Annotated in this window: 16 protein-coding genes and 3 pseudogenes; all 19 read left to right on the top strand. The window is 49.3% G+C overall.

Annotation, left to right across the window (positions count from 1 at the left end; genetic code table 11):
- Window positions 1-10 precede the first annotated feature (10 nt).
- Window positions 11-742, top strand: a complete 732-nt coding sequence (gene pxpB / locus DW826_RS00105; RefSeq protein ID WP_117551698.1) for a 5-oxoprolinase subunit PxpB — start codon at window positions 11-13, stop codon at window positions 740-742.
- Window positions 742-1839, top strand: coding sequence for a biotin-dependent carboxyltransferase family protein (locus tag DW826_RS00100; protein ID WP_117551697.1), 1098 nt, complete (start codon window positions 742-744; stop codon window positions 1837-1839). Before pxpB ends, DW826_RS00100 begins: the two co-directional genes overlap by 1 nt.
- Window positions 1840-1971: 132 nt before the next feature.
- Window positions 1972-2793, top strand: a complete 822-nt coding sequence (locus DW826_RS00095; RefSeq protein WP_117551696.1) for a putative hydro-lyase — start codon at window positions 1972-1974, stop codon at window positions 2791-2793.
- 419 nt (window positions 2794-3212) lie between these two features.
- Window positions 3213-3581: a hypothetical protein gene (locus tag DW826_RS00090; RefSeq protein WP_181967940.1), complete on the top strand. Its 369-nt coding sequence runs from the start codon at window positions 3213-3215 to the stop codon at window positions 3579-3581.
- A gap of 181 nt (window positions 3582-3762) precedes the next feature.
- Window positions 3763-4197 carry a 50S ribosomal protein L13 gene (gene rplM / locus DW826_RS00085; protein WP_015553390.1) on the top strand — a complete coding sequence of 145 codons (435 nt, stop codon included), beginning with the start codon at window positions 3763-3765 and terminating at the stop codon, window positions 4195-4197.
- 28 nt (window positions 4198-4225) lie between these two features.
- On the top strand, window positions 4226-4618 hold the full coding sequence (rpsI, locus tag DW826_RS00080) for a 30S ribosomal protein S9 (RefSeq protein ID WP_015553391.1): 393 nt from the start codon (window positions 4226-4228) through the stop codon (window positions 4616-4618).
- A gap of 478 nt (window positions 4619-5096) precedes the next feature.
- Window positions 5097-5918 carry a ParA family protein gene (locus tag DW826_RS00070; RefSeq protein ID WP_024738648.1) on the top strand — a complete coding sequence of 274 codons (822 nt, stop codon included), beginning with the start codon at window positions 5097-5099 and terminating at the stop codon, window positions 5916-5918.
- Window positions 5875-6801 (top strand): ParB/RepB/Spo0J family partition protein, encoded by a 927-nt coding sequence (locus DW826_RS00065; RefSeq protein ID WP_062807364.1) that lies wholly within the window; start codon window positions 5875-5877, stop codon window positions 6799-6801. Before DW826_RS00070 ends, DW826_RS00065 begins: the two co-directional genes overlap by 44 nt.
- 12 nt (window positions 6802-6813) lie before the next feature.
- On the top strand, window positions 6814-7089 hold the full coding sequence (locus DW826_RS00060) for a DUF5720 family protein (RefSeq protein ID WP_007045761.1): 276 nt from the start codon (window positions 6814-6816) through the stop codon (window positions 7087-7089).
- Between the two features lie 29 nt (window positions 7090-7118).
- Window positions 7119-7304 (top strand): hypothetical protein, encoded by a 186-nt coding sequence (locus DW826_RS00055; protein WP_040917401.1) that lies wholly within the window; start codon window positions 7119-7121, stop codon window positions 7302-7304.
- A 67-nt stretch (window positions 7305-7371) separates the two neighbouring features.
- Window positions 7372-8241, top strand: a complete 870-nt coding sequence (locus DW826_RS00050) for a DUF6017 domain-containing protein (RefSeq protein ID WP_007045763.1) — start codon at window positions 7372-7374, stop codon at window positions 8239-8241.
- Window positions 8242-8275: 34 nt separating this feature from the next.
- Window positions 8276-9022 (top strand): phage antirepressor KilAC domain-containing protein, encoded by a 747-nt coding sequence (locus DW826_RS00045; RefSeq protein ID WP_097785443.1) that lies wholly within the window; start codon window positions 8276-8278, stop codon window positions 9020-9022.
- Between the two features lie 22 nt (window positions 9023-9044).
- Entirely contained in the window at window positions 9045-9356 is a 312-nt protein-coding gene (locus DW826_RS00040; protein WP_007045765.1) for a DUF5720 family protein, read from the top strand.
- A 12-nt stretch (window positions 9357-9368) separates the two neighbouring features.
- Window positions 9369-9788: a DUF4313 domain-containing protein gene (locus DW826_RS00035; RefSeq protein WP_097785444.1), complete on the top strand. Its 420-nt coding sequence runs from the start codon at window positions 9369-9371 to the stop codon at window positions 9786-9788.
- Between the two features lie 86 nt (window positions 9789-9874).
- Window positions 9875-10375, top strand: coding sequence for a PcfB family protein (locus tag DW826_RS00030; protein ID WP_002570687.1), 501 nt, complete (start codon window positions 9875-9877; stop codon window positions 10373-10375).
- Window positions 10372-11169: pseudogene (locus DW826_RS00025) on the top strand (type IV secretory system conjugative DNA transfer family protein); the annotation flags it as partial. The gene DW826_RS00030 and the pseudogene DW826_RS00025, both read left to right, overlap by 4 nt.
- 697 nt (window positions 11170-11866) lie before the next feature.
- The gene (ltrA, locus tag DW826_RS00015) at window positions 11867-13777 is read left to right on the top strand and encodes a group II intron reverse transcriptase/maturase (RefSeq protein WP_009005801.1); all 1911 of its coding nucleotides are present in this window, start codon (window positions 11867-11869) and stop codon (window positions 13775-13777) included.
- Window positions 13778-13866: 89 nt separating this feature from the next.
- Window positions 13867-14944: pseudogene (locus DW826_RS00010) on the top strand (TraM recognition domain-containing protein); the annotation flags it as partial.
- Window positions 14945-15164: 220 nt separating this feature from the next.
- Window positions 15165-15278, top strand: a pseudogene (locus DW826_RS00005) (Maff2 family protein); the annotation flags it as partial.
- Window positions 15279-15307: the final 29 nt, after the last annotated feature.

The following is a 15307-nucleotide window of genomic DNA, read 5'->3' as shown; positions in this document are numbered from 1 at the left end:
GAGACTCGCTGTGGGAAATGTAAGATATCTGGTTTCCGGCGACTGTGCAGTCACCGTGGAATTTGGAAATGAGATCAGTCCGGAGATCAACCGGAAGATCCGCGCGTTCAAGATCGCGTTAGAGAAAGAACAGATCGAAGGAATCGTAGAGACGGTGCCGACCTACCGTTCCCTTCTTGTTGTATACAAGCCGGAAGTGATCCGGTTCTCAGCACTGACAGAAAAATTTGAGCAGGTTCTGTCCTCCATGGGCAGCATCCAGATCCCGCCGCCAACCGTGATCGAGATCCCGGTGCTTTACGGTGGGGAGATGGGACCGGATCTTGCGAATGTGGCAGAGCATAACGGTCTTACGGAGGAAGAAGTCGTAAAGATCCATTCCTCTGAAGAATATCTGATCTATATGTTAGGCTTCATTGCTGGCTTCCCATATCTTGGCGGCATGGACAAGCGCATTGCGACTCCGCGTTTAAAGAGTCCGCGCGTAAAGATCGAGGGCGGCTCCGTGGGAATTGCCGGAGAGCAGACTGGAATTTATCCGGTGGCATCCCCGGGCGGCTGGCAGCTCATCGGAAGAACTCCGTTAAAGCTCTATGATTCCGAGCGGGAAAAACCGGTGCTCCTGGAGTCCGGACAGTACATTAAATTCCGCCCGGTGACGGAAGAAGAGTACAAAGCCATCGAAAAACAGGTGGAGAACAATACATATCAGTATGTAGTATATGATAAGGAGGCGGAGTGATGGGCATTCAGATCATAAACGGCGGATTCCTGACAACGATTCAGGATATGGGACGTTACGGATATCAGGAGACTGGGATGTCCGTGTCCGGCGTCATGGATACCAGGGCAGCGTCACTCGCCAATATTCTTGTCGGAAATGATGCGAACGAGGCAGTCATCGAGATCACGATGATGGGACCGACCATGAAATTTACAGAAGATGAGATCATCGCGGTGACAGGCGGCGACCTCGGGGCAAAGATCGACGGAAAGCCGGTGGAGAGATACCGCGCAGTTTTAGTAAAAGCCGGACAGACCTTAAGCTTTATGGGAATGTTTGGCGGAAGCCGCGCATATATCGCCTTTGCGGGCGGGCTCGATATTCCGGTAGTCATGGGAAGCAGATCCACGAACCTTAAATCAAAGGTCGGGGGCTTTGAGGGAAGAAAATTAGGAACCGGCGATGAGATAGGTTTTCGCGCTCCCGCCTCCTGGCTTCCGAATATGTCCGGGCGTGTATATGAACTCCCGTCCTACGGAGCAAAGGAATGGACTCTCAGAGTCGTTATGGGGCCGCAGGACGACTGTTTTACAGATAAGGGAATCAACACCTTCTTAAACAGCACCTACACGATCTCCAACGAGTATGACCGCATGGGCTGCCGCATGGAAGGCGATGTGATCGAGCATAAAAACGGCGGCGACATCATCACCGACGGAATTAGCTTTGGCGCTGTACAGGTTCCATCCCACGGAAATCCCATTGTCATGATGGCAGATCACCAGACAACGGGCGGCTACACGAAGATCGCCAATGTGATCTCTGTGGATCTTCCGGTGCTTGCCCAGTGCATGCCGGGAATGAAGATCCATTTTGAGAAAGTCACGGTGGATGAGGCGCAGGAGCTCTACTGTAAGGAAAAAGAAGAGTTCAGCGCGCTTGCGAAGAGACTGAATACCCCGGTGGAACCGGCGGATGATGAGCAGGCGGTGGCGATCGCGGCGGCATCTGAGGCGAACAAGACCGCATGGGTAAAGGCGGGAACCTATAAGATCTCGGTAAATGGAAAAGAGTTTCTTGTGGAGCTTGAAAAAGAGGTTGTAAGATTCCGGTAAGAAGAAACATGGAGATGCAGATCGGGAAAAGAACTGATCGACGAAGCGTTTCAGCAGAATGGGCCGTGGGGAACAGGAATCTTAAGATGCCGGAAACGAAATGAACGGCATAGGAGAAAGGGGTAGTGAAAAATGGGAGATTACAGAACGGCAAAACCGGAAGAGATCTGGAAAAAGATCCGTGACGGCGAGATCACAGAACCGACGGCCGGAATGTGCGGGGGATACGCACAGGCAAACCTTGTGATCCTGCCAAAAAAATATGCGGAGGACTTTAAAAAATTCGCGGAGAGGAATCCGAAGCCATGCCCGATCCTCGAGATCATGGACGGCTCCCCGCTGGTCCATGATATGGGCGAGGGAGCGAATATCGTTACCGATATTCCGCGGTACTTTATCTATAAAAACGGCGTGAAGGTCGATGAAGTGACAGATGCTTCCGAATACTGGCAGGATGATTTCGTTGGTTTTCTTATCGGCTGCAGCTTCTCCTTCGAGGAGGCGCTCTTACAGGCAGGAATCGACGTGCGTCATATCTCGATGGGAAGAAACGTGCCGATGTACAAGACGAATATCGAGTGCGAGAAAGCCGGTGTGTTTGAAGGCCCACTTGTATGCAGCATGCGTCCGATGACGCCGGAGGACGCAAAGAAGGCAGCAGAGATCACAGAAAAATTCCCGAATGTCCACGGTGGTCCTGTCCATATGGGCGATCCGGAAAAGATTGGCATCAAGGATATCGACCATCCGGACTATGGAGATCCAGTGGAGATCCGCGAGGGCGAGATACCGGTATTCTGGGCCTGCGGCGTGACTCCACAGGCCGCCGTTGAGCGGGCGAAGCCGCCGATCGTCATCACCCACGCTCCGGGTCATATGTTTATCACGAATGTGAAGAACGCGGAGTTGAATGACTATCTGGAGAAAAAGAAACAAGATACGAAATCGCTGTGAAACAGAAGGAATCGCAGCATCGCAGATGCGTGATCAGCTGTCAGCATTGGACATGGCAGATTTTGCCGGACAGATGCGGAAGTGAGATGTTCGGGCCCTCGCGAGTGAGATAGTCGGGACCTCCGCGAGTTGACAGGATCCAAAATCTATGTTATTCTACCAGACGTTAAAACTCGTGTGGATTTTTAGAGAAGAACTTTTTTCGCCACACAATCACCCAAAAGCTTTATGGGTGGTTGTGTGGTTTTTTTATGTAACAGGAAATTCCAAGGAATTCCCTGTTACATAAAAAGGCACTGACGTGCCAAAGATGCGCACTCGCGCGAAGATGTAGACTGTCGCAAGCGACCGCGCGAGGCGCGAGAATGTGCCAAGGCACATTCTTTTTTATATGAATGTTTATATAAAGATAAGATTACGTGCTCCTTAGTCACACTTATCTCTGTCTTACAATCGCCAGCACGCTGATCGGAGCCTTCACAGACAATGCGGAGACTATCATAGCGGGCGGCACTGCTCTCCAGATCATCAGCACCGGATTTATCGTCTCCACGGTGTCTGTCACAGCATCAGGCGCCCTCGAGGGAATCGGCATGGGCGTCCAATCTCTGGTGATCTCATTGCTCCGCTACATTGTGATCATCCTTCCATCCGCTTTTATTTTATGTCATTTGTTTGGCGGCGGAGCAGTCTGGAATGCGTTCTGGATCACGGAGTTTTCGGCAGCAGTTGTGGCTGAGATCGTATATCGGGGAACGATAAAGAGGACCATGCCAAAACCACGATAAAATATAGGTTTTTCGGAAAAATTTAATCGAAATTTTGAAGAAAAACGGTTGACACACCCGGCCATGTATAATATAATGTATAACTGTGACATCGGTTGAAAATGCTGTAGCCAAAGCCCCGGAAACAGTATTTTACGATAAAGGAACATTGATTGATTTAGTACAAACAGGAGGTCAACCCATGAAGAGCTTTATGGCTAGTCCAGCAACAATTGAGAGAAAATGGTACGTAGTTGACGCTACAGGATATACATTAGGTCGTCTGACATCAGAAGTAGCAAAGATCTTAAGAGGAAAGAACAAACCGATCTACACTCCGCACATCGACTGCGGTGATTACGTGATCGTAACAAACGCTTCCAAGATCAAAGTTACAGGTAAGAAGTTAGACCAGAAGATCTACTACAGCCACTCCGACTATGTAGGCGGAATGAAAGAGACAACTTTAAGAGAAATGCTCGAGAAGAAGCCGGAGAAGGTTATCGAGTTAGCAGTTAAGGGAATGCTCCCGAAGGGACCTTTAGGAAGAAGCATGATCACAAAACTTCACGTTTACGCTGGCCCGGATCACGAGCAGGCAGCACAGAAGCCGGAAGTTTTAGAAATCAAATTTTAATTAGAGGTCTGAAAGGAGGAAATTCATAATGGCTAGCACAAAATATTACGGAACAGGCAGAAGAAAAAAATCTATCGCAAGAGTATATCTTGTACCGGGAACAGGTAAGATCACAATCAATAAGAGAGATATCGATGAGTATCTTGGTCTTGAGACATTAAAGCTCATCGTTCGTCAGCCGTTAGCAGCAACAGAGACAGCTGATAAGTTCGACGTTATCGTTAACGTTCACGGCGGCGGAGTTTCCGGACAGGCAGGCGCTATCCGTCACGGCATCTCCAGAGCTCTGCTTCACGCAGACATCGAGTACCGTCCGGTATTAAAGAAAGCTGGTTTCTTAACAAGAGATCCGCGTATGAAAGAAAGAAAGAAGTACGGTCTCAAGGCTGCACGTCGTGCACCTCAGTTCAGCAAGAGATAATCTGCTGTTCAGACCGTATCAAAATGGTTCAAAAACCCCGGAAAATCAAGGTTTTCCGGGGTTTTACTGTATCTAAACGGGCTGATATAGTTTGACCAAATTTGGAAAAACTAGAGCCGTTTTCACCCAATTTTTAGTGGTCCGCAAGTGGTTAACCGGCCAAAAAGAGGGCAAAAAGAGGGTCAAGTGGTGCCCAAAGTGGTTAACCGAGAGCCGATTTTGGGGGTGTTTTTGGAGGTGCTTTTCAGCCTGCCTTCCCCTCGTTTTGGGCTGTGGCAGTTTGGCATAGTTTGACCTAATTTGAATAATTGAATATGAATTTGATTCAGCACTCAGTATAAAATGACTGGGTGCTTTTTTCATTTCAGGAACTCGTATTCCGGCGATAGAAAGAGCCGTCACTTCACCTTTTATTTTGGAGTGGCGGCTTTTTCTATTTCCAGAAGCAACAGAAACAATTAGAAATGAGGTGAAGTCAATGAACACGCAAATCATTGCCATTGCCAACCAGAAGGGCGGCGTTGGCAAAACCACCACCTGTGCCAATCTTGGAATCGGTTTGGCGCAGGCCGGAAAGAAAGTCCTGCTGATCGACGGAGACCCGCAAGGAAGCCTGACGATCAGCCTGGGCAATCCACAACCGGACAAGTTGCCCTTTACGCTGTCGGACGCTATGGGGCGTATCCTGATGGATGAGCCGCTTCGTCCCGGCGAGGGTATCCTGCACCACCCAGAGGGTGTAGACCTGATGCCTGCGGACATCCAGTTATCCGGTATGGAAGTATCCCTGGTAAATGCCATGAGCCGTGAGACTATCTTGCGGCAATATCTGGACACGCTGAAGGGGCAATACTCCCATATCCTCATCGACTGCCAGCCCTCCCTGGGGATGCTCACAGTCAATGCGCTGGCCGCTGCAAACAGGATCATAATTCCCGTTCAGGCGGAGTATCTGCCCGCCAAAGGGCTGGAACAGCTGCTCTCCACGGTAAACAAGGTAAAGCGGCAGATCAACCCCAAGCTCCAGATAGACGGTATCCTGCTGACGATGGTTGACAGCCGAACCAACTTTGCCAAAGAGATTTCCGCACTTTTGCGAGAGACCTATGGCAGCAAGATCAAAGTATTCGGCACAGAGATTCCCCATTCTGTCCGGGCAAAGGAAATCAGCGCCGAGGGAAAAAGCATTTTTGCCCATGATCCCGGCGGCAAGGTGGCAGAGGGCTACAAAAATCTGACGAAGGAGGTGTTGAAACTTGAAAAGCAGCGCGAAAAAAATAGAGCTGGCATCGGTAGATGATCTGTTCTCCACCGAAGAAGGCCGCCAGGATGCAAAGCTGGAAAAGATTCAGGAAATTCCGTTGTCTGAACTGCATCCGTTCAAGAACCACCCATTCAAAGTCAAGGATGACGAAGCCATGATGGAGACCGCTGACAGTATCAAGCAGTATGGCGTTCTGGTTCCGGCCATTGCCCGACCGGACCCGGAGGGCGGTTATGAGCTGGTAGCCGGACACAGGCGGCACAGAGCCAGTGAACTGGCAGAAAAGGAGACCATGCCGGTCATTGTTCGGGATTTGGATGATGATGCCGCTACAATCATTATGGTTGACAGCAATTTACAACGAGAAAGCCTGCTCCCCAGTGAAAGAGCATTTGCTTATAAAATGAAGCTGGATGCCATTAAGCACCAAGGAGCCAGGACGGATTTAACTTCGGCCCAAGTTGGGCCGAAGTTGACTGCGGCAGAAAAAATCGCGGAGAACAGTCCAGATAGCAAATCACAGATTAAGAGATTTATCCGTCTGACAGAGCTGATTCCTGAATTGATGGATATGGTGGATGAAAAGAAGATTGCCCTGAACCCTGCCTATGAGTTGTCCTTTCTCAAAAAGGAGGAACAGGTAGACCTGCTGGACGCGATGGACAGTGAACAGGCTACCCCTTCTCTTTCCCAAGCCCAGCGGCTCAAGAAATACAGCCAAGAGGGGCATCTGACCCTCGATATGATGCGTGTCATCATGGGTGAGGAAAAGAAAAGTGATCTGGACCGAGTGACATTTACCTCTGACACTTTGCGGAAGTATTTCCCCAAAAGCTACACGCCCCAGCGGATGCAGGAAACCATCATCAAGCTGCTGGAGGCATGGCAGAAAAAGCGTCAGAGAGACCAGGAACGATGAAAGGAGCCGCCTATGAGGGATATTTCAGCCCGTGAGCTGAAAGGACACAACATTCTCGCCGTAGAGAGGTTTTGGGATAACACGCGCTGGATGATTGAGTTTTCCGTCCTGCGTCCCAGCACTGCTTACGGAAGCCCCGGAGATGAAATGCGGTTGTTTTTGACTGAGGACGGGTATCAGACCGCCCTGCAAAGCCAGCAGCGCCGGGAGATCAAGATCAAGCGTTACGCTCGTGTGATTGAGGGACATATCCTCGATTTCAAACCGGGAAAACGCCGCCGCTCATAAACCCATACAACGAAAGGAAAGGAATGACTATGTGTACGGTAAAGGAAATTCAAGAAGCAATCCGGGAAGATTGCAGATCTCAGCATGACATGGATTCAACAGATATTGACCGCGTGATGCAAACACTTCCTTTCGCCCAGGAGGAGCCATTTACAGAGGTGCGTCCCCAAAAGCCGCTGTTTTGGTTCTATGCAAGAAAATTTGAAAAGCGCTGAACACCGCAATTCTTTGAAATGAGGATTGCGGTTTTTTTGTACCCAAAATTCGGAAGGAGTGAGGTCGATGGCCGTTTTTCGCATTGAACGGACCCGTGATTATACCGTGATGAGCAATCATCATTTACGAAATGCAAACCTGTCGTTAAAAGCCAAGGGGCTGCTTTCCATGATGCTGTCTTTGCCAGAGGACTGGAACTACACCACCCGTGGCCTTGCAAAGATCTGTAAGGAGGGCGTGGATGCCATCGGTGCTGCCCTGCGTGAACTGGAAGGAGCCGGATATATCGTGCGCCATCAGAGACGCGATAAAAGTGGGCGGATCACAGATACCGAGTATGTCATCTATGAACAGCCCCAGCCAGATATGTCCCAGCCGGATACGGCTTCACCAGATACGGAAAACCCGGATATGGTAAAACCGGATACGGAAAAGCCCGCAGAATTAAATATAGAGAAATCAAATACAGAAAAATCAATTACTTATGGATCAAGTACCGATTCCATTCCCTTCCGGGAAACAGCGGCGGAAAGACCGCCGGAACGGAAAGGAAGGGATGCGATGTCTGTCACAGAGATAGAAAATTATCGGGAGTTGATTTTGGAGAATATCGAGTATGACTGCATGAAGCAGCGTTATCCTCTCTACCTGGATGACCTGAATGAGATCGTAGAGCTGTTGGTCGAAACGGTCTGTGCCAAACGAAAGACCACCCGGATCTCTGGGGCAGACTTCCCTCACGAGATCGTGCGTTCCCGTTTTTTGAAACTGGACAGCTCCCACATCGAGTTTGTCATGGACTGTCTGCAAAAGAATACCACCCAGGTACGCAACATGAAGCAGTACCTGCTTGCGGTGCTGTTCAATGCGCCTACCACCATGAATAACCACTACACTTCACTGGTCAATCACGATATGCACGCAGGCGGCTGGTAAAGGCCGCCTTTTATCATGCCAAAGGAGGCACGACATGAACCAGATGGAAATTTTCAAAAACCCGGAGTTTGGCAGTATCCGTGTCATTGAGGAAAACGGCAAATACTTGTTCAGCGGAACGGATGTGGCTGCTGCGCTGGGGTACAGTAATCCCCGCGATGCAATTATCCGCCATTGTAGGTATGTCGTGAAACGCGACGCACCTCACCCACAAAGCCTCGACCGCAAAATCAGTATGACTTTTATCCCAGAAGGCGATTTGTACCGCCTAATCGTTCACAGCAAATTGCCATCGGCAGAACGATTTGAACGGTGGGTGTTCGATGAGGTCCTGCCTACCATTCGTAAGCACGGGGCCTATCTCACAAAAGAGAAGCTGTGGGAGGTTGCCACTTCCCCGGAAGCTCTGATGAAGCTCTGCTCAGACTTGTTGGCTGAGCGTGAAGCGAATATTTCTCTGCGTAAGGAAAATGCACAGCTGGAGGGCAAAGCCGCTTTCTATGACCTGTTCATCGACTTAAAGCACAGCACCAATCTCAGGACTACCGCCAAAGAGTTGGATGTCCCGGAGCGCCGGTTTGTCCGGTTTCTGATAGAACGGCGGTTTGTGTACCGCACAGCATCCGGCAATGTGCTGCCTTATGCCAATGTGAAAAATACAGGGCTGTTTTGCGTCAAAGACTACTGCAATCACGGTCATACCGGTTCCTACACGCTGGTCACGCCCCAGGGGAAGCTCTACTTTGCCCAGCTGCGGGAGATGATCTTGCTGGTCTCATAAGAACGGAAAGGAAGTGGGTTTTATGCAGGAAGGCAAAACAATCGGTCAGCTGATGGAGGAAATGCGCCAGAAAGCCGGGGCGCAGAACTATCACGGCCATGACTACATGGATCTCCAGCGGTTTGCGGAGAACACCCGGCACATGATTATTTTTGATGTGCTGACGCATGATTCCCCGGTGGGCTGGAAAGGAGAACGCACCCGCCTGTTTTTGTCAGAGATAGGCTATGAAAAAGCTCTGGACAGTCAGGCAAAGGGGCAGATCAAGATTCTCAGCCATGCAAAGGTCAGAAATGGAGATTTGTTTTATGACCACAAAGAACAGATACGATAGGAGGAATCCGATATGAATGAGGAAAAGAAAGTACCCTTTAAGTGGGAATATGGGGAAGAAACCATATCGCTGCAACTTGGGATGTATGCGAATAATCAGCGGCTTTATATCGGTATGATTACCCATACAGAAGATGGAGCAGAACCGTTTGCAGATATGACGGTGAACCTTCCGGGGTATTCCCTGGACCCCGGAGAGGCGTTTATTTCCGGTGACATCAGCAAGGACTTGCTGCGATTCATCAAAGAGAACAAATTGGGGAAGGTGCTTCCCTATCAGGTGCAGTCCGGTTATGGGAAATATTCTGCTGTTGCCTTTGATCTGGAGAAGTTGAAGGCATTTGATCCCAAAGGTGTGGCAGAGTTTCGGGAAGTGTGGAATCTGCCGGATAAGAAGCCGGTAAAGAAAAAGAGCCGCGGGATGGAGCGATGAAGAAATATTTTCTTCGGCGGCTGGTGGTCCCGCCTTAGAAAGAAATGCACCACCCCTGCACATTTTGTGGAAAGGAGGCGATGAAAATGCAGGAAGAAGTGGAAAACAGGACTTTAACGCTGGTTGTCAGTGGAACAAAGTTCACCGGCAGGCTGCTCAAAGCCGCCATCAGCAAGTACATGGCCCACTGCAAGGAAAAGAAGCTGCAAAAGCAGAGAAGCCGTGACGCTCCTGTGACACCTCACGGCAAACAGACCGTCAAGCAGCTCATTGGTCAGAATCAGGGGATCTCCAATATCGAGATCACAGACCCTTCCATCAAGGAATTTGAGAAGATCGCCCGGAAATATGGTGTGGACTATGCGGTGAAGAAAGACCGCAGTAGCTCCCCGCCCAAGTACCTGATCTTTTTCAAAGGCCGTGACGCCGATGCGCTGACCGCTGCATTTACCGAGTACACCAGCAAAAAGGTCAAGAAGGCCGAGAAAACGGAACGCCCGTCTGTGCTGGCAAAACTCAGTCAGTTCAAAGAGATGGTCAAAAATGCCGTGGTGGACCGCACCAAGCGAAAGGAGCTGGAACGATGAAAAAGCAGCTTGACATCAAAAAGCTCGTTTTGCTGAACCTGCCCTATCTCCTGATGGGGCTGTTTGCTACCAACTTCGGGGAGGCATGGCGGCTGGCACAGGGGGCAAATGCTTCAGAGAAATTCCTTTCCCTGTTTGCTGTCCTGCCTGGGGCGCTGCAAAGTTTCTGGCCCAGCCTGCACCCGTTGGATCTGCTGGTGGGGCTGTGCTGCGGTGCTGGCCTGCGTCTGGCGGTGTATCTCAAAAGTAAAAACGCCAAGAAGTACCGTCATGGCATGGAGTATGGTTCTGCCCGTTGGGGAACCAGTGAGGATATTGCTCCCTACATCGACCCGGTGTTCCAGAACAATGTCATTCTCACAAAAACCGAAAGCCTGACCATGAACAGCCGCCCCAAGGACCCAAAGACCGCCAGAAACAAAAATGTGCTGGTGATCGGCGGCTCCGGTTCCGGTAAGACCCGTTTCTGGCTCAAACCAAATCTGATGCAGATGCACAGTTCTTATGTGGTCACAGACCCGAAGGGAACCATTTTGGTGGAGTGCGGGAAAATGCTCCAAAGGGGCGCACCCAAACTGGGAAAGGACGGAAAGCCCATGAAGGATAAGCACGGCAAGGTCATTTATGAGCCGTACCGCATCAAGGTTCTAAATACCATCAACTTCCGAAAATCAATGCACTATAACCCTTTCGCCTATATCCATAGCGAAAAGGACATCTTGAAGCTGGTCACAACGCTGATCGCCAATACCAAAGGCGAAGGCAAGGCCGGGGACGATTTTTGGGTCAGTGCGACTCGTTCGCAGACGGTAAAAAGTCTGCGCACGAGCAACGGTTTTCCGTTGTTCGGAGAACTGGTAGTTTGATAGGTGGAATGACGGGGTAACGCCCTGAAACGCCTACCCTTGATGGGCGTGCATTAGCTGTAATGGCTGGTGTACGAAGCCCCATGACAAAGGCTGAGAGTAACCGTAACCACTGCCTAAAGTGGTCGAAAGCGGTCTGGAGGCAGACTGTGTTACCTATAAGCCGAGAGTCTATAAGATACCTATGGTTAGAATGTTCGCTTTGGCGGGCGGACTGACGAACCTGCGAATGTACAGGTCTAAAAGAAGACCACGCAGAAATGTGTGGGTGCGTTAATGCGCAGTCGGTGTGGTTTAGTAGAAATTGATCCTACGAACGACCATGCTGTGTTACAGGCACAGGCAAGCCGACAGGTCTATAGCAGGAACCTACGGGTATGTATGAACAGATAGAACTATCGGAACGAGGAAAGGCAGCAGATTCCGCAAGGAATAGTCTGACGAAAAACAATAAGCAGACGAACTGCTGCTGAAAAGTAGTGGTCGAACCTATGATGTGCTTGCGTTATGTGAGCTACGGAGGAATGGTCACAAGTCGGTTGAGATAAGCAGGCATTATTCAATCCAACATAAGGATTCGAGTAAGACCAAAAGGGTCACTTTCGCAAAAAGGAGGTGATGCCTTATGCCAAAGAAAAACAAAACTCTATGTGTAGATGACTTACGTCATGCCGAGTATTACGGTATGCAGCCAGTTTTTGATGAACTCTATCATCGAAGTTTGGAGGGAGAAAATTTTACCGACCTTATGGATTTAATTCTGAGCCGGGACAACATTCTTCTGGCATATCGGAACATCAAAGCAAACGGAGGAAGCTACACAGCAGGAACAGACAACAAAAACATCAGTGACATCGGGTGTTTACCGCCCGAAACAGTTGCAGAGAAAGTGAGGTTTATTGTCACAGGAAGTCAGCACGGATACCGCCCAAAGCCGGTAAGACGCAAAGACATTCCGAAACCAAACGGAAAAACCAGACCGTTAGGTATTCCCTGTATCTGGGACAGGCTGGTACAGCAATGTATCAAACAGGTCATAGAGCCAATCTGCGAAGCGAAATTCAGCGACAACAGTTACGGCTTTCGCCCGAACCGTTCCGTGGAACACGCCGTGCAGAAAACTTACACCATGCTTCAACGCATGAACCTGCATTATGTGATTGAGTTTGATATAAAAGGATTTTTCGACAACGTAAATCACAGCAAGCTAATGCGGCAAATATGGGCAATGGGAATACACGACAAGCAGTTGATTTTTATTATCAAGCGGATTCTGAAAGCACCGATTAGAATGCCAGACGGCACTACACTCATTCCAGACAAAGGCACTCCGCAAGGCGGTATCATTTCACCGTTGCTTGCCAATATCGTGCTGAATGAACTGGACAAATGGGTTGAGAGCCAATGGCAGAACCACCCTCTTGTAAAGGAATACGGGTATGAGAGGAAAATCAGAAACTCGATTACTTTTGACCGGAGCAAGGCATTCCTCAAAATGAGGAAAACAGGGTTGAAAGAAATGTATATCGTGAGATATGCAGATGATTTCAGAATTTTCTGCCGGAATAAAGAGGACGCTTTGAGAACGAAAGAGGCTGTAACGGCATGGATAACCGAGAGGCTGAGGTTGGAGGTATCGCCAGAGAAAACAAGGATAGTCAATGTTAGAAAACGCTATTCAGAGTTTCTTGGGTTTAAGATACGAGTCAGACCGAAAAGCAGGAAGTACATCGTGCAATCTCATATCTGTGACAAAAAGTTGGAACTGGAAAGGCAAAAACTGGTGGAACAGGCGAAACGAATTGCCCGACCTTCAGAGGGAAAAAGACCTTTGGACGAAATACGGCTGTACAATTCAATGGTTCTGGGAATACAGAATTATTTTCAACTTGCCACCTGCATCAGCATTGATTGCAGGAAAATCCACAGACAGGTCATGACAGTTTTAACAAATCGGCTCAATACAGAAACCGGGTGCAGACTTGTTCGAGAGGGCGGCGCAATGACCGAGAGCGAAAAAGAACGGTTTGGAAAGTCGGCAATGATACGGTATGTATCTGGAATCGATCAACCTATCTACCCTATCGCATACATCAAGAACAAGATACCGATGGCAAAGAAAGCGGCGGTTTGCAGTTACACGGTAGAGGGACGGGCATTGATACACACGAACCTAAGTATGAACTCATCTGTTCTATCAGGTTTGAGGAATCAACCGTCTATGGGGCGAAGCACAGAACTCACTGACAGCAGGATTTCACTATTCTCGGCTCAACGTGGAAAATGTGCGCTAAGTGGGGAACTCTTTGAAAATGCGGCTGACATAGTATGCTGGCTGAAAACACCGGCAGAATTGGGCGGCAAGGAACGCTATCGAAATATGATTTTGTTCCATAATAGATTTCTTCCACTCCTGCAAGAGTGTCCTAAGAATGAGCTAAAAGAGATAGCCGACACGCTCAAGGCAACAAAGGAACTGATGTTAAAAGTGAACAGTCTGCGCCAGCAGGCTGGTTTGTCCGCAATAGAAAACTAACATTTCATTTGGTGATTGATTAAATGCTTGTGAAAACAACCGATGGAACGCCGGATGCGGTGAAAGTCGCACGTCCGGTGTGGAGTGGGGGAAAATCCGGCGATAACTTCAAAGGATTACCTATCACTATAAGCAGAGACCTTGCTGTATTGCGCGCTGATTGGGTATATCCACTATGAGGCTCCGGTAGAGGAGCAGAATTTCTCTACCCTCATCGAGTTCATCAACGCCATGGAGGTTCGGGAGGATGACGAGGAGTTCAAAAACCCGGTAGACCTGATGTTTGATGCACTGGAATCGGAAAAGCCAAACCACTTCGCAGTGCGGCAGTATAAGAAATATAAGCTGGCAGCCGGCAAAACCGCTAAGTCGATTTTGATTTCCTGCGGTGCGCGTCTGGCCGTATTTGATATTGCGGAGCTACGCGAGGTTACATCCTACGATGAGTTGGAACTGGATACGCTGGGAGACAGAAAAACGGCCCTGTTCCTCATTATGAGTGATACGGATGACAGTTTTAACTTTCTCATTTCCATGTGCTACACCCAGTTATTCAACCTGCTTTGTGAAAAGGCCGATGATGTGTATGGCGGCAGGCTTCCGGTTCATGTGCGCTGTTTGATTGATGAGTGTGCTAACATCGGGCAGATTCCGAAACTGGAAAAGCTGGTGGCCACCATCCGAAGCCGTGAAATCTCTGCCTGTCTGGTGTTGCAGGCACAGAGTCAGCTCAAGGCGATCTATAAGGATAACGCAGATACCATCATCGGTAACATGGATACATCCATCTTCCTGGGCGGTAAAGAGCCGACTACCCTCAAAGAGCTGGCTGCCGTGCTGGGCAAGGAAACCATCGACACCTACAATACCGGAGAGAGCCGTGGACGGGAAACCTCCCATTCACTCAACTATCAAAAATTGGGGAAAGAGCTGATGAGCCAGGATGAGCTTGCTGTTATGGATGGAGGCAAGTGTATCCTCCAGCTGCGCGGTGTGCGTCCTTTCCTTTCGGATAAGTACGACATCACCAAGCACCCCAATTTCAAGTACACTGCCGACGCGGATGACAAGAACGCTTTTGATATTGAAGCATTCTTGTCCGCAAGGCTGAAACTCAAGCCCAATGAGGTCTGCGATGTATATGAAGTAGACACAAAGGGCGCTTAATTTCGTTCCGCTTTAGAAGGGAGTGATCTTATCTATTCGCCGCACCTGCCCTCTATGGGCCATTGGCGTACAAAGCGGACAATCGCAAGAAAAAATAATGAAAAAGGAGGACAGCCGGAATCATGCCCCCCGGAAACCGGGCGGCAGATTGTTCCGGCTTTTGTATGCCTATGAAACATGACAAACCTATTTTTTAATCAGATTCCGGCTAACAAACTATATGGCATTTTTTGAACAGGCAATCACCGTTCTTCAGACCCTCGTTATCGCGCTCGGTGCCGGTCTCGGTATCTGGGGCGTTATCAACCTGCTGGAAGGTTACGGCAACGACAACCGTGCGACACGTTCGTAAGTGAAAAGCTT

This window comes from Clostridium sp. AM34-11AC, assembly GCF_003435375.1.
Taxonomy (GTDB): Bacteria; Bacillota; Clostridia; order Lachnospirales; family Lachnospiraceae; genus Pilosibacter; species Pilosibacter fragilis.
The sequence above is the reverse complement of the archived record's forward strand: the minus strand, read 5'-3'. Positions and strand labels throughout refer to the sequence as shown.

Bases quoted from the DNA above. Each gene is read 5' to 3' on its own strand.
- DW826_RS00060 (WP_007045761.1), top strand. From the start codon at position 6,814: ATGAGGGATATTTCAGCCCGTGAGCTGAAAGGACACAACATTCTCGCC.
- DW826_RS00100 (WP_117551697.1), top strand. From the start codon at position 742: ATGGGCATTCAGATCATAAACGGCGGATTCCTGACAACGATTCAGGAT.
- DW826_RS00095 (WP_117551696.1), top strand. From the start codon at position 1,972: ATGGGAGATTACAGAACGGCAAAACCGGAAGAGATCTGGAAAAAGATC.
- DW826_RS00045 (WP_097785443.1), top strand. From the start codon at position 8,276: ATGAACCAGATGGAAATTTTCAAAAACCCGGAGTTTGGCAGTATCCGT.
- DW826_RS00030 (WP_002570687.1), top strand. From the start codon at position 9,875: ATGCAGGAAGAAGTGGAAAACAGGACTTTAACGCTGGTTGTCAGTGGA.
- ltrA (WP_009005801.1), top strand. From the start codon at position 11,867: ATGCCAAAGAAAAACAAAACTCTATGTGTAGATGACTTACGTCATGCC.
- DW826_RS00040 (WP_007045765.1), top strand. From the start codon at position 9,045: ATGCAGGAAGGCAAAACAATCGGTCAGCTGATGGAGGAAATGCGCCAG.
- DW826_RS00070 (WP_024738648.1), top strand. From the start codon at position 5,097: ATGAACACGCAAATCATTGCCATTGCCAACCAGAAGGGCGGCGTTGGC.
- rpsI (WP_015553391.1), top strand. From the start codon at position 4,226: ATGGCTAGCACAAAATATTACGGAACAGGCAGAAGAAAAAAATCTATC.
- DW826_RS00055 (WP_040917401.1), top strand. From the start codon at position 7,119: ATGTGTACGGTAAAGGAAATTCAAGAAGCAATCCGGGAAGATTGCAGA.
- rplM (WP_015553390.1), top strand. From the start codon at position 3,763: ATGAAGAGCTTTATGGCTAGTCCAGCAACAATTGAGAGAAAATGGTAC.
- DW826_RS00050 (WP_007045763.1), top strand. From the start codon at position 7,372: ATGGCCGTTTTTCGCATTGAACGGACCCGTGATTATACCGTGATGAGC.
- DW826_RS00035 (WP_097785444.1), top strand. From the start codon at position 9,369: ATGAATGAGGAAAAGAAAGTACCCTTTAAGTGGGAATATGGGGAAGAA.